At 63.3% G+C, this 19,795-nt stretch carries 19 protein-coding genes; 11 read left to right on the top strand and 8 right to left on the bottom strand.

The annotated features are described in order from the left end of the window. Positions 1-83: 83 nt before the first annotated feature. The 3 genes from KUV39_RS08095 to hrpB form a co-directional block, all read right to left on the bottom strand. The gene (locus tag KUV39_RS08095; RefSeq protein WP_008560429.1) at positions 84-1,565 is read right to left on the bottom strand and encodes an inorganic phosphate transporter; all 1,482 of its coding nucleotides are present in this window, start codon (positions 1,563-1,565) and stop codon (positions 84-86) included. Between the two features lie 90 nt (positions 1,566-1,655). After that, the gene (locus KUV39_RS08100) at positions 1,656-2,114 is read right to left on the bottom strand and encodes an NUDIX hydrolase (protein ID WP_046211140.1); all 459 of its coding nucleotides are present in this window, start codon (positions 2,112-2,114) and stop codon (positions 1,656-1,658) included. 177 nt (positions 2,115-2,291) lie between these two features. Next, positions 2,292-4,802 (bottom strand): ATP-dependent helicase HrpB, encoded by a 2,511-nt coding sequence (gene hrpB / locus KUV39_RS08105; RefSeq protein WP_222459474.1) that lies wholly within the window; start codon positions 4,800-4,802, stop codon positions 2,292-2,294. A 142-nt stretch (positions 4,803-4,944) separates the two neighbouring features. Between hrpB and meaB the strand changes: the two genes are divergently transcribed. The 5 genes from meaB to KUV39_RS08130 all read left to right on the top strand — a co-directional run bounded on the left by meaB (position 4,945) and on the right by KUV39_RS08130 (position 8,361). Beyond that, positions 4,945-5,967 carry a methylmalonyl Co-A mutase-associated GTPase MeaB gene (gene meaB, locus KUV39_RS08110; RefSeq protein ID WP_046211138.1) on the top strand — a complete coding sequence of 341 codons (1,023 nt, stop codon included), beginning with the start codon at positions 4,945-4,947 and terminating at the stop codon, positions 5,965-5,967. A gap of 379 nt (positions 5,968-6,346) precedes the next feature. Further along, positions 6,347-6,637, top strand: a complete 291-nt coding sequence (gene rpmB / locus KUV39_RS08115) for a 50S ribosomal protein L28 (protein WP_008561103.1) — start codon at positions 6,347-6,349, stop codon at positions 6,635-6,637. Between the two features lie 162 nt (positions 6,638-6,799). Further along, positions 6,800-7,138, top strand: a complete 339-nt coding sequence (locus tag KUV39_RS08120) for a DUF2946 family protein (RefSeq protein ID WP_244998292.1) — start codon at positions 6,800-6,802, stop codon at positions 7,136-7,138. Between the two features lie 57 nt (positions 7,139-7,195). Then, positions 7,196-7,666 (top strand): copper chaperone PCu(A)C, encoded by a 471-nt coding sequence (locus KUV39_RS08125; RefSeq protein WP_222459476.1) that lies wholly within the window; start codon positions 7,196-7,198, stop codon positions 7,664-7,666. Positions 7,667-7,920: 254 nt separating this feature from the next. Beyond that, positions 7,921-8,361 carry a low molecular weight protein-tyrosine-phosphatase gene (locus tag KUV39_RS08130; protein WP_008558824.1) on the top strand — a complete coding sequence of 147 codons (441 nt, stop codon included), beginning with the start codon at positions 7,921-7,923 and terminating at the stop codon, positions 8,359-8,361. A 54-nt stretch (positions 8,362-8,415) separates the two neighbouring features. On the opposite strand, the gene KUV39_RS08135 is transcribed toward KUV39_RS08130, so the two are convergent. The 3 genes from KUV39_RS08135 to KUV39_RS08145 all read right to left on the bottom strand — a co-directional run bounded on the left by KUV39_RS08135 (position 8,416) and on the right by KUV39_RS08145 (position 10,446). Then, on the bottom strand, positions 8,416-9,381 hold the full coding sequence (locus KUV39_RS08135; protein ID WP_050673731.1) for a LysR family transcriptional regulator: 966 nt from the start codon (positions 9,379-9,381) through the stop codon (positions 8,416-8,418). Between the two features lie 310 nt (positions 9,382-9,691). Next, the gene (locus tag KUV39_RS08140) at positions 9,692-10,003 is read right to left on the bottom strand and encodes a hypothetical protein (protein ID WP_037302725.1); all 312 of its coding nucleotides are present in this window, start codon (positions 10,001-10,003) and stop codon (positions 9,692-9,694) included. A gap of 260 nt (positions 10,004-10,263) precedes the next feature. Then, complete coding sequence (locus tag KUV39_RS08145; protein ID WP_008560680.1) at positions 10,264-10,446, bottom strand: hypothetical protein; 183 nt, start codon at positions 10,444-10,446, stop codon at positions 10,264-10,266. 286 nt (positions 10,447-10,732) lie between these two features. Here KUV39_RS08145 and lepA point away from each other — a divergent pair, with 286 nt between their 5' ends. Next, positions 10,733-12,547: a translation elongation factor 4 gene (gene lepA, locus KUV39_RS08150; protein WP_046211134.1), complete on the top strand. Its 1,815-nt coding sequence runs from the start codon at positions 10,733-10,735 to the stop codon at positions 12,545-12,547. A 412-nt stretch (positions 12,548-12,959) separates the two neighbouring features. Here the strand turns inward: lepA and KUV39_RS08155 are convergent, their stop codons facing one another. Further along, a complete protein-coding gene (locus KUV39_RS08155) occupies positions 12,960-13,109 on the bottom strand; it encodes an entericidin A/B family lipoprotein (protein ID WP_074964295.1) in 150 nt (49 codons plus the stop codon). A gap of 323 nt (positions 13,110-13,432) precedes the next feature. Here KUV39_RS08155 and KUV39_RS08160 point away from each other — a divergent pair, with 323 nt between their 5' ends. The 5 genes from KUV39_RS08160 (at position 13,433) to KUV39_RS08180 (ending at position 18,160) form a co-directional block, all read left to right on the top strand. Continuing rightward, positions 13,433-13,756, top strand: coding sequence for a TraR/DksA family transcriptional regulator (locus tag KUV39_RS08160; protein WP_222459477.1), 324 nt, complete (start codon positions 13,433-13,435; stop codon positions 13,754-13,756). A gap of 71 nt (positions 13,757-13,827) precedes the next feature. Next, positions 13,828-14,352 (top strand): alkylphosphonate utilization protein, encoded by a 525-nt coding sequence (locus tag KUV39_RS08165; RefSeq protein WP_222459478.1) that lies wholly within the window; start codon positions 13,828-13,830, stop codon positions 14,350-14,352. Positions 14,353-14,457: 105 nt separating this feature from the next. Next, positions 14,458-15,111: a protein-L-isoaspartate O-methyltransferase family protein gene (locus tag KUV39_RS08170; RefSeq protein ID WP_168578798.1), complete on the top strand. Its 654-nt coding sequence runs from the start codon at positions 14,458-14,460 to the stop codon at positions 15,109-15,111. Positions 15,112-15,243: 132 nt separating this feature from the next. Further along, a complete protein-coding gene (locus tag KUV39_RS08175; protein WP_008562527.1) occupies positions 15,244-16,662 on the top strand; it encodes a TolC family outer membrane protein in 1,419 nt (472 codons plus the stop codon). A gap of 187 nt (positions 16,663-16,849) precedes the next feature. After that, positions 16,850-18,160: a hypothetical protein gene (locus KUV39_RS08180; protein WP_222459479.1), complete on the top strand. Its 1,311-nt coding sequence runs from the start codon at positions 16,850-16,852 to the stop codon at positions 18,158-18,160. 56 nt (positions 18,161-18,216) lie between these two features. On the opposite strand, the gene KUV39_RS08185 is transcribed toward KUV39_RS08180, so the two are convergent. Then, complete coding sequence (locus KUV39_RS08185) at positions 18,217-19,674, bottom strand: cobyric acid synthase (RefSeq protein WP_222459480.1); 1,458 nt, start codon at positions 19,672-19,674, stop codon at positions 18,217-18,219. Between the last annotated feature and the right edge of the window lie 121 nt (positions 19,675-19,795).

Below are 19,795 nucleotides of genomic sequence, written 5' to 3' on the forward strand. Positions count from 1 at the left end.
ACAGGCCGCCCCTCAATCAACGCACAAAAAACCGCCGCATCGGGGTGATGCGGCGGTTTTTCGTTGTTTCGCTCTGGCAGAGATCAGAGCGCGATTGCGCTCAGCACCAGGAACACGCAGCCAGACAGCAGGGCCGCAGCAGGCACCGTGATGACCCAGGCGGCCACAATGGTCATGAAATGGCTGCGGCGCACCAGCTTGCGGCGGCGGCGCTCTTCCGGCGCAATCCGTTTTTCCGCAGGGCGGCTGGCAGAGGTCCGCTTCAGGCGGCGTTCCATATGCCATTCCCGGAAGAAGCCGACGCCAAACACCGCGCCCACCGCGATATGGGTCGATGACACGGGCAGGCCCAGCCAGCTTGCCACGATCACGGTGATGGCAGCAGAAAGCGACACGCAGTAAGCGCGCATCGGGTTTAGCTTGGTGATCTGGCTGCCCACCATGCGGATCAGCTTGGGGCCGAACAGGAACAGGCCAAAGGAGATCCCGAAGGCGCCGATCACCATCACCCAGGTCGGGATGGTGACTTTGGCTGCGATGTCACCAAACTGGGCAGTGTGGACAATTGCCGCCAGCGGACCAACCGCATTGGCCACATCATTTGCGCCATGCGCAAAGGACAGCAGCGTTGCGGAAATGACAAGCGGCAGGGCAAACAGCGCCTTGAGCGACTTGTTGCGGTTTTCCATGCCTTCCGACTGGCGCTTGATCAGCGGTGCGGTGATCACATAGCTCAGGCCCCCCACGGTTGCGCCGATCAGCAGGGCAATCTCCAGGTCGATCTTGACGATTTTCTTCAGGCCCTTGAGCGCGAGATAGGTCGCAAAGGCACCCGCCATGATCCCCACCAGCACCGGCACCCAGCGGCGCGCAGCTGCGATCTTGTCGTCCTGATAGATGATCTTGGCCTTGATAAAGGCGAGAAAGGCGGCAGCGATCACGCCGCCCAGAACGGGCGAGATCACCCAGCTGGCAGCGATCTTGCTCATCGTGGGCCAATTCACCGCGCCAAAGCCCGCAGCCGCGATGCCCGCGCCCATGACGCCGCCCACAACCGAGTGGGTGGTCGAAACCGGGGCGCCAACCCAGGTTGCGAGGTTCACCCAAAGTGCCGAGGAAATCAGCGCCGCCATCATTGCCCAGATAAAGATCTCCGCGCTGGAGACGCCCGAGGGGTCGATGATGCCTTTGGAAATGGTCGAGACCACATCGCCACCGGCCAGCAGCGCGCCTGCGCTTTCGGCGAGGGCTGCGATCACGATGGCGCCGCCCATGGTCAGCGCATTGGCGCCCACGGCAGGGCCCATGTTGTTGGCCACATCGTTTGCGCCGATGTTCAGCGCCATGTAGGCGCCAAAGGCTGCGGCAGCCACAACGACGAAATTGGTGGGTGCAGACCCCAGGAAGACGGCCGCGCCGACGCCTGCCAGCACGATAAAGACCAGCGCGATGCCCGGCGCCACCAAGGGGCGCGAAACATAGGCCGTTGCCAGTTCCAGTTGAGAGATCCGGTTCAGATCCCGGTCAAGAGTTTTCCATTGCGGTCGCTCAGGTGCGTCGCTCATTGTCTCAGTCCCGATTCTAGAATTGAGCACGCGCCTAATGGTCCCTTGCGCAATACGCAAGGGTTTCGTCATGAAACTGCCGTCAAACCGTTACAATGCGCGCAGCAACGCGCTCAGTTCCGGTTCGGCCACAAGGTCGGCCGCCTTTTCGGGCGACATCCATTCCCGGATGCGCTCGTCGCGCTCGGGGTAGTTCTTGGCAAGCTCGCGCACACGCACCTTGTAGACGAGGGTTTCCACCATCTCGCCTGTGCCATTGTCACGCTGCTTGAGATAATCATAGCTGCCGGTTGGTTCGTCTTCGACCTGCGCCTTGATCACGCCTGCTTCTTCCCAGGCTTCCTGCAGCGCAGATTGGGATCCGGTCTTGCCCTTGATCGGCCAGCCTTTGGGAACGATCCAGCGGCCGGTGCCGCGGCTGGTGATCATCAACACCTCTTTGCCCGCCTCACCCTGGCGATAGCACAGGGCTGCGACCTGCAATCTCTTGGGTCGTAAAATCATAGGTCTGAGGAACTCTTCCCAGGCGGAAGACAGAAGGGGTTTCATTACTGCTCGGCTTTCCGGGCCATGAAAACTGGCCACTCGCTAATCAAGCCTATTATCTTGCGGCTCCCGAGTGAAATTCAAGAGGGTCTACCCACAAAAATCGATCAAACTGACAGTTTTCACCAGTTTTTGACCGAATTCAGGCGTCCATGCGTGTGGGTTTGTGGGTTTTGCCGCTCACTTTCGTGGTTTTGCACGCAAAGTGGGGTCCGCAACGGTCGGGTCTTCGGGCCAGGGATGTTTGGGATACTGGGCGCGCATGTCCTTGCGCACGTCGGCGTAGGAGCCAGACCAGAACCCCGGCAGGTCGCGGGTGATCTGGATCGGACGCTTAGCGGGCGACAACAACGTCACCTTCAGCGGCGTGTTGGCGACCGTCGGATGGCGGGTCACTCCGAACATCTCCTGCAGGCGGACAGAGATTTCGGGAATATCCTGGCCGTAATCAATCGGCAGCTTGCGTCCAAGCGGCGTGGTGAAATGCGGAGGCGCAAGCTGGTCAAGCCGCTGCGTCTGCTCCCAGTTGAGCGCGGCGCGCAGGGCGGGCAGCGGATCAAACCGTTTCCAGTCGTCCGCGCTGCGCACCCCCTCCAGCATAGGCAGGAGCCAATCCTCCAGACTGTCCAGAAGGGCGCTGTCGCTGAAATCCGGCAGGTCTTCGCCTGCCTCGACAACCAGACGGACCCGCGCAACAAAGCGCGCCGCTGCGCCGCTCAGGCGCAGCCCCAGATCGCGCACCCCCTCCAGCATTGCGGTGGCCACTGCATCCGCTGGAACGTCTTTCCAGATCTGGTCGTCCAGAACCACCGCACCCAGACATTGCTGCCTGCGCGCGACGACCCGTCGATCACGTTTTGACCAGTGGCAGGTGTTTTCGGTTCGGATCTGGTCGGCAAATGCCTCTCGCAGCTCTGACAGGGTGATCTGTGCGGCCAGCCTCAGCCGGGCCTCACGCGGATTGCCATCGCTGTCCAGCGCCACAAGGAACGGTGCAGCGGCCAGCGGGTCGTCATCCGGCAGAACCGCGCCCTTGCCGCCGGAAAGGACATAGCGTGGCGCTTCTCCCTTGCGCCGCTGGCCGATGCGGTCGGGATAAGCCGCCGCTGCCATCACCGCAGGGCGGGCGCCCGGCACTGATGCGGATCCTGACACACCCGCCTGCCGGGTCAGCCGTTTGGCTTCGCTCTTGATGCGGTCTGTCGCAGGCAGGTTCAGTTGATAGCGGCGCTTGCGGAGAAAGGCTTTGGGATCTCGCAGCGCCTCCAGCCGCAGGGCCAGATCGACAGGTGCACCGCGCAAGGGATCGCGTTCTGCCATCAGGGCCGCAAGCGGTGCAGCCTCGGCACCGTGACGTTGCAGCATATGGGCCAACCGTGGATGCAGTGGCAGTTTTGCCAGCGCGCGCCCATGGTCGGTGATCCGGTTGCGCTGATCCAATGCACCCAGCATCTGCAGGAGCGCCTGCGCCTCCTTCAACGCACCATCGGGAGGAGGGGTCAGAAATGGCAGATCCCCCGGCTCAGCCCCCCACAAGGCCAGCTCCAGTGCGAGCCCGGAAAGGTCGGCGGCCTGAATTTCTGCCGGGGGAAAGGCGGCCAGCGCGCCTTCCTCGCCCTTGGTCCAAAGGCGATAACAGGTGCCCTCTGCCACACGGCCCGCACGGCCCTGCCGCTGGGTGGCTTCGGCGCGGGTCACACGTTCGGTCACCAGCCGCGACATGCCAGAGCCGGGATCAAACCGGCTGCGCCGGGCCAGCCCCATGTCCACCACCACGCGCACATCCTGGATCGTCAGCGAGGTTTCGGCGATCGACGTCGCCAGCACCACCTTGCGCAGTTTGGCATCGGGCTGAATGGCGGCGCGCTGTTCGGCAAAGGGAAGCGCGCCAAACAAGGGGCGCACCACGCAGTCACCGGGCAGGCGAGAGGCAAGCGCGGCAGCGGCTTTGCGGATCTCTCCCTCGCCGGGAAGGAACACCAGAATGCCGCCCCCCTTGGCTTCGGACCCGCCTGTGCTGCCAGAGCCGGGTGGTCGGGTTTCGGCCTCTGCCCGCACCACCAGATCCACCAGCGCATCCAACCTGCGCGGTCCCCGGCCTGTGCGTGTGTCAGCAGGAAGCGGCGCGTCAAGCCAGCGGGTCTCTACCGGATAGCTGCGCCCCTCGGAGGTCACCAGCGGCGCCTGCATCAGCTCTGCCACGGGCGCGGCATCCAGCGTTGCGGACATCGCCAGCAGCATCAGGTCGTCGCGCAGCGCACCTGCGACCTCCAGACAAAGCGCGAGACCGAAATCGGCATTGAGCGAGCGTTCGTGGAATTCGTCAAAGATGACCGCGCCAACATCGGGCAAATCGGGATCAGACTGCAGCATCCGCGTCAGGATGCCCTCTGTTACCACCTCAATGCGGGTGGCGGCGCTGGTCTTTGCCTCGCCCCGGATCCGGTAGCCGACCGTCTGGCCAACCCGTTCGCCCAATGTATCGGCCATGCGCTCTGCTGCTGCGCGTGCCGCGAGCCTGCGAGGCTCCAGCATGATGATGCGCCCCTCGCACAGCCCGGCCTCCAGCATCGCCAGCGGCACCCGAGTGGTCTTGCCCGCACCGGGTGGGGCCTGCAAAACGGCACGGCTCTGGCTGCGCAGGGCAGCGATCAACTCGGGCAGGGCATCATCAATGGGCAGTCTGGTCATGCCGCCTTATCGCCAATGGCAGGCCAAGCGTCCAGCGCAGAGCGACGCGCCCATTGACGACCTGCGACGGATGTTCTCTGGACAACGCCCGCCCGGCTGCGCCATCAATGCCCGACACCGGACGGGAGCGAGAGGGGCCAATATGTCAGCAACAGGCAATTCCACACGGGCAGGGCGTGGCGCAGTCCCGGATATCGACGATCTGGCCGCCCGCATCCTGAACGGAGAACGCCGCGCGCTGGCCCGCGCCATCACGCTGGTCGAAAGTGGCCGCGCCGATCACCGCGAGGCGACCACCCGGCTTCTTGACCTGCTTGCACGCGAAAACCGCCAGTCGCTGCGCATCGGCCTGTCCGGCACGCCGGGGGTGGGGAAATCCACCTTTATCGAAAGCTTCGGCATGATGCTGATCGGCGCGGGTCTCAAGGTGGCGGTGCTGGCCGTGGACCCCAGTTCCACCCGCTCCGGCGGGTCGATCCTTGGCGACAAGACAAGGATGGAACACCTCAGCCGAGAGAAGAACGCCTTTATCCGCCCCTCGCCAAGCCAGACCCATCTGGGCGGTGTGGGCCGTCGCTCGCGCGAAGCGGTGGCGCTGTGCGAGGCCGCTGGCTTTGACGTGGTGCTGATCGAAACCGTGGGTGTGGGCCAGTCCGAAACCGTGGTAGCCGAGATGTCGGACCTGTTCCTGTTGCTATTGGCGCCAGCGGGTGGGGATGAACTGCAGGGCGTGAAACGTGGCATCATGGAAATGGCCGACATCATTCTCGTCAACAAGGCAGATGGCGATCTGAAACCCGCCGCGACCCGCACCTGCGCCGACTACGCAGGTGCATTGCGCCTGTTGCGCAAGCGGCCGCAGGATCCGGAGGGGTTTCCGAAGGCGTTGATGGTCTCGGCCGTTGCCCGCGAAGGTCTGGCAGAAGCCTGGGCAGAGATGCAGGCCCTTGCGGACTGGCGGCGCGAAAACGGTCACTGGCAGCGGCGCCGGGGCGAGCAGGCCCGCTACTGGTTTGCCGAAGACGTGCGCCAGGCCCTGCTCGCGCGCCTTGAAACCCCCTGGGCGCAGGAACGGATGGCAACGCTGTCCGAGGACGTGGCCGAGGGGCGTGCAACCCCGGCTGCCGCCGCCCGTGACATGCTGCTGGGCCTTGGCGTCGGCTGAGCCCACGGCAGGTTGCCGCAACGTCGGCCCCGCCTGGCAGGCACGACCAAACAGGCCCAACCAATCAGACCCCGGCATTCAGGCCCCGGCAAAAAGAGCCGCCACAGCGCATCTCTGCGCTGGATTTCGCCGCTGTGGCACGCTAGAAGGGCGCGAACCTTGGCTGCATGGGCGGGTGGATTGACCTTGGTGTTTGTCCCCGCGCGCGTTTCCACAAGGGCTGCCACATAAATCTGTTTCATATGGCTTGACCCTGCGCGCGATTCCTCCTACACGCATCCAACCAGTTTTCGGGCGCAGCCAATGGCCGCGCCCCTTGTAATTTGGTGCCCGAACAGATGCTGCATCAGCGGGCGCCCCAGATACGAAGGATAAAACCATGTCGCGCCGTTGCGAACTGACCGGAAAAGGCCCGATGACTGGCAACAATGTCAGCCACGCCAACAACAAAACCAAGCGTCGCTTTCTGCCGAACCTGAACGACGTGACCCTGCAGTCCGAGACCCTGGGCCGTGGCGTCAAGCTGCGCATCTCTGCTGCTGCACTGCGCTCTGTTGACCACCGCGGTGGCCTGGACGCCTTCCTGGCGAAAGCCAAGGACGAAGAGCTGTCCTCCGCTGCTCTGAAGGTCAAGAAAGAGATCGCAAAGGCACAGGCGGCAAACGCCTAAGCCTTACGATCCGACCGGATTAGAAACGCCGTGCATGTGCTGACATGCGCGGCGTTTTTCGTTTGGCGGCTGTCTGTGGCTGCTCTGGTGGCCTTGGTTCGACGTGCGGCGCTTTTTCGTCTTGCAGGGGGCCGGGCTGGGGCGCATATCTCGGCTGTGATGATGTTTCTTCGTGCATATCTGACCATCTTGCTGATGGCGGCGCTGTCCCTCACCGGGATCAGTGCGCAGGCGGGTATGCGCGATGCCTCCGGGCAGATGGTGCTCTGTACCGGCACCGGCCCGGCCATGGTCTATGTCGACAGCGACGGCCAGCCGACCAGCCCACCTGCCGACTGTCCTGAATGCCTCACCTTTGTTGCCGATCTCGCGCTGGGGGGGCTGCCCGCTGGCTGGCAGATGGCCCCACGGGCGCTGCAACTGGACATCGCAACGGTCACGCTCAGCCCGCAGCCCCTGCGTCTGGCGGCCTGGGCGCGCGCGCCGCCCATCCTTGGTTAAGTCGCCGCATCCTGCCGGGATGCCTCTGATTTACTGATATTTTCCAAGGATAGACCAATGATCTTCAAATCCTCCATCACGGCGGCTGTTGCTGCCATCGCCATGTCCACCGCCGCTTTTGCCGCAGATATCACGGTGAGCGACGCCTATGCCCGCGTGTCCTCCAAGGGCGCAAAGAGCGGCGCAGCCTTCATGGTGATCGAAAACACCAGCAGCGCTGATGATCGCCTGATTGATGTGCGCAGTGATGCGGCCAAGCTGACCCAGCTGCACACCCACAAGGCAGGCGACAACGGTGTGATGCAGATGCTGCACGTCGAAGAGGGCTTTGCCATTCCGGCGGGCGAAGGCCATGCGCTGAAGCGTGGTGGCGATCACGTGATGCTCATGGGACTGACGGCGCCGTTGGCGCATGGCGATGAGGTCGCGCTGACGCTGGTGTTCGAAAACGCCGGTGAGATCAGCGTGACAGTCCCTGTCGATCTGGAACGCAAACCGGATCATGGGGCCATGAAACACTCGAACTAAGGCCGCGCGCCCTTACGTGCCTTCCGCTTGCGCCGGTTTGACCCCGCATAGGTCAGACAGGCGCACAGGGGCGGGAGGCCGTTTTCTTTCTGTCCCTTAGGCTTTGTTCACAGAACCCAGCCGCCACCGGTTTCACTCCAAATCCTGCTAGTCACGCGGCGGATTTTGCTTCTGCCTTCTCTGATCTGCCCCTAGGATCACTCAGATCGCAGCGCGGTGTTGCGATCGCTCAATAGATAAGAGGCCTCGCTCCAATGGCTCAGCGCATCCTGTTCGTCTGTCTTGGCAATATCTGCCGCTCTCCCGCAGCTGAAGGTGTGTTCCGCACGCTTTGCCCCGAGGTTGAGACCGACAGCGCAGGCACCGCCGGCTACCATGTCGGCTCGCCACCCTATGGTCCGATGCAGGCCGCAGCCGGAGCGCGGGGCATCAATCTGTCAGATCTGCGCGCACGCCAGTTCAAACCTGCCGATTTCGGCCGCTTTGATCTGATTGTCGCGATGGATGGCGACAACCTTCAGGATATCGAGGCACAGCGACCGGCAGGGGCAGAGACGCCTGTCAGGCTGTTTACTGATTTCGCGGCGGGCTCTGGTGCGGATCACGTGCCTGACCCCTATTATACCCGGGATTTCGACGGCTGCCTTGATCTCATCGAGGCGGCAGCGCAGGGGCTTGCCAACAGCCTGCGTTGATCCTGGGCTGAATGGGCAGAGCAGGGCAGGACGGGAAGGAACGGACCTGTCGGCTCAGTCCTCCAGCACCTTCAGATCGCCAGCCAGCCACGGCAGTTGCTGCACGGCGGGGTCGATCACATGTCCCTGCACCAGGCGCCGCATGGTCTGCGCCACATCCCGTGGCACGCGGTCGGCCCAGTCCGAACTGGAAAACAGCGAGATCCGCCGCGAAAACGCGCCAAAGGGCAAGGGGAAGGCCTCCAGATCCTCGTGAAAGCGCACCGCGCGCATATAGCCGAGCGGGGTGGTGATGGCCCAACCAATCCGTCGCGCCACCAACGCCATCAGCGCCTGATGAGAGCCGATCTCGAACCGTTCCTCGAACAGCAGCTTCTGGCGGGCCAGATGTGCCTCAATCTGCTGCGAAATCAGCTGGCTGCTGTCGTAGCGCAGAAAGGGCAGGGACTGCAGGATATCCATCTCTGCCTCAGGCTTCAGCAGCAGGCCCTTGGGCGCCACCAGCATAAAGGGATCCTGCACCAGCGGATATTCCGTCACGCCTTCGCGCAGCGCACCGGTGGTGGCAGTCACCGCAATGTGCAAATCGCGCGCATCCAGTGCTTCCAGAATGTCGTGGCTGGAGGCGGTGATCATCTTGAACCGACAGTTCACCAGGCTCTCCGCCAGCGTGGTCACAAGGCGCGGTGTCAGGTCATTGTCGAAATCGTCAATCAGCCCGATCGACAGCGTTGACAGGTGGTTTAGATCAACAACGCTCAACTCGCTTTGTGCCAGCCGCAGCTCTGCCAGAACCGCTTCGGTGCGGGCCAGAAAATTGCGCCCCACCGGCGTCAGCACCATAGGTCTGCGCCCGTGGTTCACCAGTTCCGCCCCCAGCGCGCTTTCGAGATTGCGCAATTGCTGGCTGACCGCAGGCTGGCTGAGCCCGGTCAACGACGCGGTCTGGGCAACAGATCCGGTTTTGGCCAGAGCTTCAAACACTTCAAGCCCGCGCAGCGTGACGCCTTTCATCAGCATTTATGCGCTCCTGCATCGGAACCACGACAGGTCGGGGCCTGTCGGCGGCAAACATCTTCGCGACAGCACACAGAAGATCGCCTCCCGCGTGATCTGGCTGTTATCAAAGCCAATATCGCCACCGGTGCAAGACCAGATCGGGAAAATGCGCGGATCTGTCTGATCTGACCGCCGCGCGCACCGCATATGGGCAAAGAAACGGCCCCACGACGCGCAGCTGCCAAAACAAAAGGCGCAGGCCCTGTGGTTGCGCCTTTCGGATGCAAGAGACCATTCGGTCTGTTGCGGCGATCGCTGGATCGTTCGCTGTTCAGCCGCAGATGCGGGTCGCGTTTTCGCCAAAGGCCTTGTAGCGCGCCCACAGCCGCTCGTCCGAGCGGCGATCCGACTGGCGCACCACTTGCGCCTGATGCGGGTCTTTGAACCATTTCGACACGGTCTTGCGCTCTGCCCGGTTCAGGCTCGCGTTTGCGACGCTCTGAATGCAGCGGCACAGCGAAGGATTCGCAGCCGAGCGATCCGACTGACGGCAGGCCTTTTCAATGGCACCAGCCCCGACAGGGGCGGGCAGAACACCAGTCACCAGCGTGGCGCATAGCGTGGCAGTCACGAAAAACTTCATCTTCATTGTCCCTAGAACCCTGCAAATGCTCAGATCAAGGCGGGTCTTCTGGCCCGCTGCTGGCAGGACTATGGCGCAAGCGCAGGTCAGTTTCAATCAAGGTAAACGAAGGGTTGAGCCTCAGCGGAAACCTGCCACTTTTCCGGTATATTGGCGCTCTGGCAGGCCCAGCTGGGCAGAACCCCCAGGCCCGCTCCACGCCACTGCGACGCCAGACGGGGCCCGGGGGGAGGGCTTTGACGACACCCTGCTGGGGGCAATCAGGACTGGTTCGGCCCACGCAGCGACCGGATCATCTGGCGCACGGATTTCCAATCCTCCGCCTCTGCGGTTTTGCCGCTTTCCTGACAAATCCTCATCTTCTGAGCCACTTCCGCCTCGGCCCGATCCCCATGCGCCGAATAGAGCGCACGGGCATATTCTGCGGTTTTGATGGCATCCATGTCGGTGGTCCTCCTGAATTGCGCGTCCCTCGTCACAACGGCACTGAAATCATGGAACACCGCCACTATAGCGCATTTTGGCCAGCCTTGCAGCGATGGCGCGCGCGGCGGGCGTTCGGGTCAGGCTGCGGCGCGGGGCAGGCTGCGCAATTCGCCCCTTGGGGGCGGGGCAAATGGCCGCCAGACCGCGGCTGGCGATATGCCGCTCCGGGCCGTGTGCATAAGGTGGTTGAAGGATGTACGTGCCATCTTGACCAAACCCTAAAACCAAATCATATCCCCCTGCATGACAGAGCTCGACAAAATCCGCAATTTCTCCATCGTCGCGCATATCGACCATGGCAAATCCACCCTCGCTGACCGGCTCATCCAAGAGACCGGAACGGTCGAGGACCGCGATATGAAGGAGCAGCTGCTCGACAGCATGGATATCGAGCGCGAGCGCGGCATCACCATCAAGGCCAACACCGTCCGCATCGACTATAAGGCCGAGAACGGTGAAACCTATGTGCTCAACCTGATCGACACCCCCGGTCACGTCGACTTTGCCTATGAGGTCTCCCGCTCCATGCGCGCGGTCGAAGGCTCGCTCTTGGTGGTGGACAGCACACAAGGGGTAGAGGCGCAGACCCTCGCCAACGTCTATCAGGCGATTGACGCGGATCACGAGATCGTCCCGGTTCTGAACAAGATCGACCTGCCCGCATCCGATTGTGACCGTGTGGCAGAACAGATCGAGGATGTGATCGGCATCGACGCAACCGATGCCATTCAGGTTTCGGCCAAGACAGGGCAGGGCATCCGCGAAACGCTTGAGGCGATCGTGCACAAACTGCCCGCCCCCAGTGGCGACCGCGATGCACCGCTCAAGGCGATGCTGGTGGACAGCTGGTATGACGCCTATCTCGGCGTGATCGTTCTGGTCCGCATCATGGATGGGACCCTGAAAAAAGGCATGCGCGTCAAGTTCATGTCGAACGGCACCCTGCACCACGTCGACCGCATCGGCGTGTTCCGCCCCGCGATGCAGGCGGTGGATGTGCTGGGGCCGGGTGAAATCGGCTTTCTCACCGCCTCGATCAAACAGGTCCGCGACACCCGCGTCGGTGACACCATCACCAATGACCGCAACGGCACCGAGGTGGCGCTGCCCGGCTATAAGCCTGCCCAGCCCGTGGTGTTCTGTGGCCTCTTCCCGGTCGACAGCGCCGAATTCGAAGACCTGCGGGACGCCATCGACAAACTGGCGCTCAACGACGCCTCTTTCAGCTACGAGATGGAAACCTCTGCCGCGCTTGGCTTTGGCTTCCGCTGTGGCTTCCTCGGGCTTTTGCACCTTGAGGTGATCCGCGACCGGATCGAACGCGAATACAACATCGAACTCATCACCACCGCGCCCTCCGTGGTCTACCATGTCTACATGAAGGGCAAGGAAGGCATCGAGGGCGAGATGATCGAGCTGCACAACCCCGCCGACATGCCCGACATGTCCAAGGTCGACCACATCGAAGAGCCGCGCATCAAGGCCACCATCCTGGTGCCCGATGAATACCTCGGCGATGTGCTGAAGCTCTGCCAGGACCGTCGCGGCATTCAGGAGGATCTGACCTACGCCGGCTCCCGCGCGATGGTGGTTTATGACCTGCCGCTCAATGAGGTGGTTTTTGACTTCTACGACCGTCTGAAATCGGTGACCAAGGGCTATGCTTCCTTCGACTATCAGATGACCGGCTACCGCGAGGACAATCTGGTCAAGATGTCGGTGCTGGTGAACGACGAGCCGGTGGATGCGCTGTCGATGATGGTGCACCGTGACCGCGCCGAAATGCGCGGCCGCGCCATGTGCGAAAAGCTCAAGGACCTGATCCCGCGCCACATGTTCAAGATCCCGATCCAGGCCGCCATCGGCGGCAAGGTGATCGCCCGCGAAACCCTGTCTGCCCTGCGCAAGGACGTGACCGCCAAATGCTACGGCGGCGACGCCACCCGTAAGCGCAAACTCTTGGACAAGCAGAAGGCCGGTAAGAAGAAGATGCGCCAGTTCGGCAAGGTCGACATCCCGCAAGAGGCGTTCATTTCCGCCCTCAAAATGGATAGCTGAGCACCGTCCAGGAAACGCTCCGGGGGAGCGTTTCAGGCGCGAAGGGGCGGAGCCCGGCTGGCCATTTCCGAGGGCGCGCGGGCAAAGCGGTTGGCAAAGCCAATTGCGTGCCCGCCCGGTACTGTTCTGCGGTGGAAACGCGACCTACTCAGACAGTTGCAAGACGGGGCTTTGGCCCCGTTTTCTGTTTCCGGAGATCGCCACTGTCTGGCCCGGTCGCCAGACCGGGCAGCGCCCGACCCTCCCGTCAAACCGCAGGTTTGCCTTTGGCAAACGGGGGAGGGCGCTTCGCACCACCCCCCCCAAGCGCCAGACACTTCCCCCCTGCGATGTCACACGACCCCGGCGAGCCAACAAAAAACCGCCCAGCCCCTCGGGCTGGACGGTTCTGTTGTCCTGAACCTCACTGAAATCAGAGGCTGTTCTGCACGTCCTGTGCGGCGCCGCTGATGGCTTGGCCGGCTTTCTGGATGTCGCGGCCGGCGCCTTTGGTGGTTTCACAGGCGCTGAGCGCCAGAACGGCCCCCAGGAGGGCGAGGCCGGTGAGGGCGGATCGGGTCATCACATGTCTCCCTTGCTCGATCTTGCCTAGGTGATAGCAAGCCCGCGGGCGCTGATCCAGTCTCTCTGCGCCTTCTGCCGGTCACATCCGCGAAAGGGCCACATTCCCCCAAAGGCAAGGGCGCGCCCCGCCAGTATCGTCCCCCGATTTGCGCCCCTCTCACGTCAGCGCCGCGCGCGCCCCTGCAGACCTCCCCCAATTCGGTGAGTTTCGCGTGGCGTTCAACATCTATAGGTTGCATCAATGTCCAGCAACCAAGCCCTTAGCCGCGGCACCACAGCAGCAGCGGCACCGCCGGGCTGCGACAACAATGGGGAGGATCCGTGTTGAAACCGTGGGATGCCAAATCCGCCATGCAGAACGCAGACAAGACACCGGTTGGAGAGCCAGCCACCTCCAAGGCTGCCGCCAAGATCACGGGGGCGGTCACGGGGACGGTCTCCGCGCAGGTTGCATCAATGGTTGCCATGGCCGAGCAGGACTGCCTGACCCAGCAATGGGCAGAGCTGCGCCGCGACATCGATCAGGCGCTTGCGCGTGTGGATGCGGGCTCTGTCGGCTACTGCAACATCTGTGGCGATCGCATCACCGAGGGGCATCTGGCGGCCCATCCCGGCACCAGCTTCTGTGCCGCCTGCGCAGGTTAGCGACATCGCAGCGCTTTCCATTCCGCGCGCGCTCGCCTAAAGCGGGGCAACCCATCTGACGGAGCCCCCAAATGCCCACCTGCGCCCTATGCGCGGCCGATGCGCCGCTTGTCACCCACACCGTTTCGGGCGCGCCCGCAGATCAGGACGGCGATGTCGCGCTGTGTGCGCCGTGCCTCGCGGCGGCTCAGGGCGCGCCGGACCCTGCACATCTGCGCTGCCTTGCGTCCTCCATGTGGTCAGAGCGGCCCGCGGTGCAGGTGCTCTCTGCACGGCTTCTGGCGCAGCTGTCGGATCATGACTGGGCGCGGGATCTGGCGGACCAGCTGTGGCTGGAGGACGACATGCGCGCGTGGGTCGAGGCCACGGACGACAGCGCCGCAGGCGCCCATCGCGACAGCAACGGCACAGAGCTGGTGGCAGGCGATACCGTGGTGCTGATCAAGGATCTCCCGGTCAAGGGCGCAGGCTTTACCGCCAAACGCGGCACCGCGGTGCGGGGCATTTCGCTGGTGGCCGACAACCCAGAGCACATCGAAGGCCGCGTTGAAGGCCAGCGGATCGTGATCCTCACCAAATTCGTCAAGAAGAAATAGGCGGCCCAGCCGCCACACCGGGGCAAAAAGCCCCTGCGCCCGTTGCCGGCTCCTGCCGGATGTGGCACAACCAACAGCAACAGACTGACCAGATGAGTTTAGCTTATGACTGACTTCGCCGAACGTCGCCGCATGATGGTCGACACGCAGATCCGCCCGTCGGATGTTACGAAATTCCCGATCATCGAAGCCATGCTCGCTGTCCCGCGCGAGGCTTTTGTCGCGGATGCCCAGCGTGAAGCCGCTTATGCCGACAACAACATTGATATCGCGCCGGGTCGCGTCCTGCTTGAGCCGCGCACGCTGGCCAAGATGCTGGATGCAATCGACGTGCAGCCCGACGAGCTGGTGCTCGATGTGGCCTGCGGCATGGGCTATTCCACCGCTGTCGTGGCCCGTGTTGCGCAGATGGTGATCGGCGTCGAAGCCGACGAATCCCTCGCAAGCGAGGCGCAGGACCAGCTGTCTGCGGTCTCTGCCGACAACGCCATCGTGCACACCGGCGCGCTGGCAGAGGGCGCCGCGGAACACGGCCCCTACGATGTGATCATGGTGCAGGGTGGGGTGGAAACCATGCCCGAAGCGCTGCTGAACCAGCTGAAGGACGGGGGCCGCATTATCGCGATCTTCATGTCCGGCGCATTGGGTGAGGTCAAGATTGGCTACAAATCCGCCGATCAGATCTCCTGGCGTCTGGCCTTCAACGCAGGCGCCCCGGTGCTGCCCGGCTTTGAAGCGGCCAAGGAATTCGCGCTCTGAGCGTGATGGGATAAGACCAACCCCGGCCACCAGGCCGGGGTCTTTTTAAGACCGGACACGCCTGCGTATTTTGGGCGGGCATGCTCTTGATGGGGCTGTCACTTGGGATGGACCAACTATAAGAGGCTCGAAATGGGCAAGAAATTGACAGCAAAGCTGTTCAAGGCGTTTGTTTTTGCTGGGGGGGCCGCGATGTTGCTTGGCGCGCCCAAGGGGGCTGCTGCCGACAACCTGTCGGATGCCATGATCGGCGCCTACAAGACCAGCGGCCTGTTGGAACAAAACCGCGCCCTGTTGCGGGCAACGGACGAAAACGTCGCGGCGGCGGTTGCGCGTCTGCGCCCGGTGGTCGACTGGGTCGCGCGGGCAGAGCGCAATTACCTGCGCAACGGCTTTACGGGCGGGGCGTCCTCCAACCATGACACAACCGTGTCCACCGGCATTGATGTGTCGTGGCTGCTGTTTGACAATGGGGTTTCCCGCCTCAGCCAGATGGCTGCACAGGAAACGGTTCTGGCCACCCGTCAGGCGCTGATTGACATCGAACAGCAGGTTCTCTTTGCGGCCGTGCAGGCCTATGTGAACGTGTTGCTGCAACAGGACAATGTTGCCCTGCGGTCCAACAACCTGCGGCTTTTGCAGGAAGAACTGCGCGCCGCCAACGACCGGTTTGAGGTGGGCGAGGTGACACGCACCGATGTCGCCCTCGCCGAAAGCCGGGTTGCCGCCGCCCAGGCGAGCCTCACCGAAAGCCGGGGCGCGTTGCTGGATGCGCAGGCGGTCTATGTGCAGGCCGTCGGCAGCAAGCCGGGCCGCATCGCCGGTCAGCCGCCGTTGCCCCAGCGCGTCGCCTCGCTGCAAGCGGCCGAGTCCATCGCCATGCGCAACCACCCAACCATCCTTGCCCAGCAACACGCGGTCAAAGCGGCTGATTTCGCAGCCCAAAGCGCAGGCCGTGGTCTGGGCCCGACGGTCACGTTCCGCGCCAACATTGCGCATGCGGAAAACGCCACCGGCCCCGGCACGCGTGATTCTTCCAGCGCCAGCCTGACCCTGGCACAGCGGCTCTATGCCGGTGGTTCCGTTGCATCGGCCCGCCGCGCCAGCATCGCCCGCCTGCAGGCAGAACGCGGTGCGCTGATCACCAACCAACGGGCCGTGACACAGGATGTCGCTGCGGCGTATGTGGCATTGGACACCGCCCGCGCCAGCCTGCGCTCGTCCAACGAACGTGTGCGCGCCGCGCGCGTGGCGTTTGACGGCATCCGCGAGGAGGCAACTCTGGGCGCGCGGACCACGCTGGATGTGCTGCAGGCTGAACAGGAACTGCTCGCAGCTCAGACCGCGCGCGTTCAGGCCCGCGCCAATCAGGCCTTGGCGGCCTATGCGCTGCTGCAGGCACAGGGCCTGCTGACGGCAGAACACCTGGGCCTTGCGGTCGAAATCTACGATCCGACCCTTTACTACAATCTGGTAAAGGACGCGCCAGCCCACGTAAGCCAGCGCAGCAAGGATCTGGACCGCGTCATGCGCGCTCTGGGCAAGCAATAAGCACTGCCGCCCGAAAATCAGCCAGTCTGCACGACTGGCGAAACGGCCCGCCTCTGGCGGGTCGTTTTCTGTCTGCGGCCCGAAATGCAGGCCACCCTGACCTTTAATATTGTGTTTATCCACACGGTTGTCTGCGCGCGGGCGGGCGGCTACACTCAGAGGTAAGAGGCGAGAGTGATAGGCAAAAATGTCGGAACCGGTTACGCAGACAGAAATTGAAGACGTGCTGTCGTCGATCCGCCGTTTGGTGAGCGAAGACAACCGCGCGGATCGCAATCCGGACCACGGGGCAGGGCGGCGCAATGGCACTGCCGCCCGCGTTGCCGAGGCAACGGCTGATCCCCGCCCCAAGGCACCTGTCACCCGACTGGTCCTGACCCCGGCTCTGCGGGTTCCGGAAAATCGCCTGCAGGCAGAGGATGCGCCAGCACCCCCGACAACGCCGGTCGCCACCAGCCCCTTGCAGGACACTGGTCAGGCCCCTGTGCAGGAAATCCCGGTTGGCGACGCCCCCGTGGCCGAGACGGTGCCGATTGCGCCCGCAGCTGCACCCGCCTTGCATGACAATGATCCCGACAACGAGGATCTCGCCTTTTTCCAAGGTCTGCAGGCCGCAACGCCGCGCGGTGATGAACCCGGTCAGGACGACGAAGCGGCGGCAGATCACGGCATCGATCACAGCGTGGACACGATTGTCTTTCAGGCGACCCCTGATGCAGATCCCGCAGAAGCCCCGGCTGATGAGGCGGTAGAAGAGGCGGCTGAAACGGCGCAGGCGGCAGATATCGTCACAGATGACAGCCTGAGCGAAGCCACCACCCCCAAGCCATCCCCGTCAGAGGACGCGCCTTGGGCGGATCCGAACTCTACCCTGTTTGAGGCCGCAGGCGTTGCGCCCAGCCGCGACAGCACGCCCAAACCCGCAGGTCAGCTCAATCCCAAAATTGGTGCGGTGGTGCAGAAACTCGCTGAGATGGAGGCCGCCAACGCCGCGCGCCCCGTTCTGTGGGAGCCGGATGGAAGCCGGGACACGCCTTATGCCGGTTCCGATCTTGAACCACTGCAATGGGCCGACACCGACACCGCCGAGCCCGCGACGGATGCCACCGCCGAACCCTTGGCAGAGGCTGACGAGACAGCAGAACCGACCGCGACGCCGGTTGCGCAAATGGACAGCCCCACCGCAGAGGCAGAGCCGCAACAGCCTGATCAACAGCCAGAGCCTCTGGTTCTTTCCGAACCGGCACAGGCATCCCCGGCAGATCCGGCCACAGTAGATGGTGCCAGCCAGGTAGCAGAGCAGGCCGTGACAGACGTCGCGATGGACCAGCTCGCCGCAGAAGACAGCATTCTTGATGAGGAAAGCCTGCGCGAACTGGTTGCCGATATCGTGCGCGCTGAACTGCAGGGCGCCTTGGGCGAGCGGATCACGCGCAATGTGCGCAAACTGGTGCGCCGTGAAATCCAGCGCGCCTTGTCGGCGCAGGATCTCCTGTAACGCGCACGCAGCTTGCGGAGCTGTGGCACCTGTCCACAGGTATTGCCCTTCAGCGGTTAGACAGAAACCGGCTCTGCCAGCTCAAGAAGCTGGTCCAGATCCATGAACTCTTCCAGGTGATCGGCCAGCGCATCCAGCGTGGCCTCGACCCCGTCGTCATAACCGGCAAGGCTCTCGACCCCCAGCTGACCAAGAAAGCTGGCCCGAAAGGCATCTGCCGAAAACAGCCCATGCAGGTACGAGCCCCGCACCCGCCCATCGCGAGAGGCCGCCCCCTCCAGACGCCCCTCAATGCTGAGCCAAGCACGCGCACAATCCGGCCCGTCCGTGCGGCCCATGTGGATTTCATAGCCGCTGACCGGCAGGTTGCCATCACGGGTCACTGCCTCGGTCAGGGTGACACGCTTTTCGCCGGCCATCACCGTATGGACATCCAACAACCCAAGGCCCTCGACCTTGCCGGGGCGACCATCGACCCCTTCAGGGTCATCAATGGTCTTGCCCAGAATCTGATAGCCGCCGCACAGGCCCATCACATGACCGCCACGGCGGTGGTGGGCGAGGATATCAATATCCCACCCCTGCACCCGCAGATACGCCAGATCGCCAATGGTGGATTTGCTGCCGGGGATCAGCACCAGATCGGCGTCACCGGGCAGGGGCCGACCTGCGGGTATGATTTCAACCGTGACATTCGGTTCTGCGGCCAATGGATCAAGATCATCGAAATTGGCCATCCGCTCCAGTTGGGGCACCACGATCTTGCAGGCGCCGCCGGGGCGCGATGCGATGTCCATCATGTCCTCGGCAGGCAGCTTCCAGGCGTCCCAGAACCACGGGATCACCCCCATCGACGGCCATCCGGTGCGCGCGGCGATATCATCGCGACCCGCATCAAACAGGCTGCGATCTCCGCGAAAGCGGTTGACCGCAAAGCCCTTGACGCGCGCCAGGTCCTGCGGCTCCAGCACGGCATGGGTGCCCACGATCTGCGCAATCACGCCGCCACGGTGGATGTCGCCAACCAGAACCACCGGCACATCTGCCGCGCAGGCAAAGCCCATGTTGGCAATGTCATTCTTGCGCAGGTTGGTTTCCGCAGGAGAGCCCGCACCTTCGATCAGGACCAGATCCACATCCGCCGCCAGCCGGTGAAAGCTCTCCAGCGCGGCCTCCAGCAGACCGGTCTTGTCGCGCATGAAAGACCCGGCCGCCTGCGTGCCACGGCGTTTGCCCTGCACGATCACTTGCGCGCCGGTATCTGTTTCGGGTTTCAGCAGGACAGGGTTCATGTCGGTATGGGGCGCGCGCATCGCGGCGCGTGCCTGCAGGGCCTGCGCCCGGCCGATCTCTCCGCCTTCGGGCGTCACAGCCGCATTGTTCGACATGTTCTGCGGCTTGAACGGGGCCACCGACAGGCCCCGGCGCACAAAGGCGCGCGCCAGCCCCGCAACGATCATCGATTTGCCGACGTTGCTGCCGGTTCCCTGGATCATGATGGCCCGTGCTGTCATGGCCGCCTCTTTTGCGCTGTTGATGGGTCTGTGTCTCAGCTCTCAGCCATGGCGGATTTTTCCCGCGCTGAAAAGCCCGACGAGCGGCCTAATCGACCATGAAACCGCCATCCCCAAAAGA

The sequence above is a fragment of the Phaeobacter italicus genome, assembly GCF_019801785.1.
Taxonomy (GTDB): Bacteria; Pseudomonadota; Alphaproteobacteria; order Rhodobacterales; family Rhodobacteraceae; genus Phaeobacter; species Phaeobacter italicus.

Bases quoted from the DNA above. Each gene is read 5' to 3' on its own strand.
- KUV39_RS08095 (WP_008560429.1), bottom strand. From the start codon at position 1,565: ATGAGCGACGCACCTGAGCGACCGCAATGGAAAACTCTTGACCGGGAT.
- KUV39_RS08100 (WP_046211140.1), bottom strand. From the start codon at position 2,114: ATGAAACCCCTTCTGTCTTCCGCCTGGGAAGAGTTCCTCAGACCTATG.
- hrpB (WP_222459474.1), bottom strand. From the start codon at position 4,802: ATGACCAGACTGCCCATTGATGATGCCCTGCCCGAGTTGATCGCTGCC.
- meaB (WP_046211138.1), top strand. From the start codon at position 4,945: ATGTCAGCAACAGGCAATTCCACACGGGCAGGGCGTGGCGCAGTCCCG.
- rpmB (WP_008561103.1), top strand. From the start codon at position 6,347: ATGTCGCGCCGTTGCGAACTGACCGGAAAAGGCCCGATGACTGGCAAC.
- KUV39_RS08120 (WP_244998292.1), top strand. From the start codon at position 6,800: ATGTTTCTTCGTGCATATCTGACCATCTTGCTGATGGCGGCGCTGTCC.
- KUV39_RS08125 (WP_222459476.1), top strand. From the start codon at position 7,196: ATGATCTTCAAATCCTCCATCACGGCGGCTGTTGCTGCCATCGCCATG.
- KUV39_RS08130 (WP_008558824.1), top strand. From the start codon at position 7,921: ATGGCTCAGCGCATCCTGTTCGTCTGTCTTGGCAATATCTGCCGCTCT.
- KUV39_RS08135 (WP_050673731.1), bottom strand. From the start codon at position 9,381: ATGCTGATGAAAGGCGTCACGCTGCGCGGGCTTGAAGTGTTTGAAGCT.
- KUV39_RS08140 (WP_037302725.1), bottom strand. From the start codon at position 10,003: ATGAAGTTTTTCGTGACTGCCACGCTATGCGCCACGCTGGTGACTGGT.
- KUV39_RS08145 (WP_008560680.1), bottom strand. From the start codon at position 10,446: ATGGATGCCATCAAAACCGCAGAATATGCCCGTGCGCTCTATTCGGCG.
- lepA (WP_046211134.1), top strand. From the start codon at position 10,733: ATGACAGAGCTCGACAAAATCCGCAATTTCTCCATCGTCGCGCATATC.
- KUV39_RS08155 (WP_074964295.1), bottom strand. From the start codon at position 13,109: ATGACCCGATCCGCCCTCACCGGCCTCGCCCTCCTGGGGGCCGTTCTG.
- KUV39_RS08165 (WP_222459478.1), top strand. From the start codon at position 13,828: ATGCCCACCTGCGCCCTATGCGCGGCCGATGCGCCGCTTGTCACCCAC.
- KUV39_RS08170 (WP_168578798.1), top strand. From the start codon at position 14,458: ATGACTGACTTCGCCGAACGTCGCCGCATGATGGTCGACACGCAGATC.
- KUV39_RS08175 (WP_008562527.1), top strand. From the start codon at position 15,244: ATGGGCAAGAAATTGACAGCAAAGCTGTTCAAGGCGTTTGTTTTTGCT.
- KUV39_RS08180 (WP_222459479.1), top strand. From the start codon at position 16,850: ATGTCGGAACCGGTTACGCAGACAGAAATTGAAGACGTGCTGTCGTCG.
- KUV39_RS08185 (WP_222459480.1), bottom strand. From the start codon at position 19,674: ATGACAGCACGGGCCATCATGATCCAGGGAACCGGCAGCAACGTCGGC.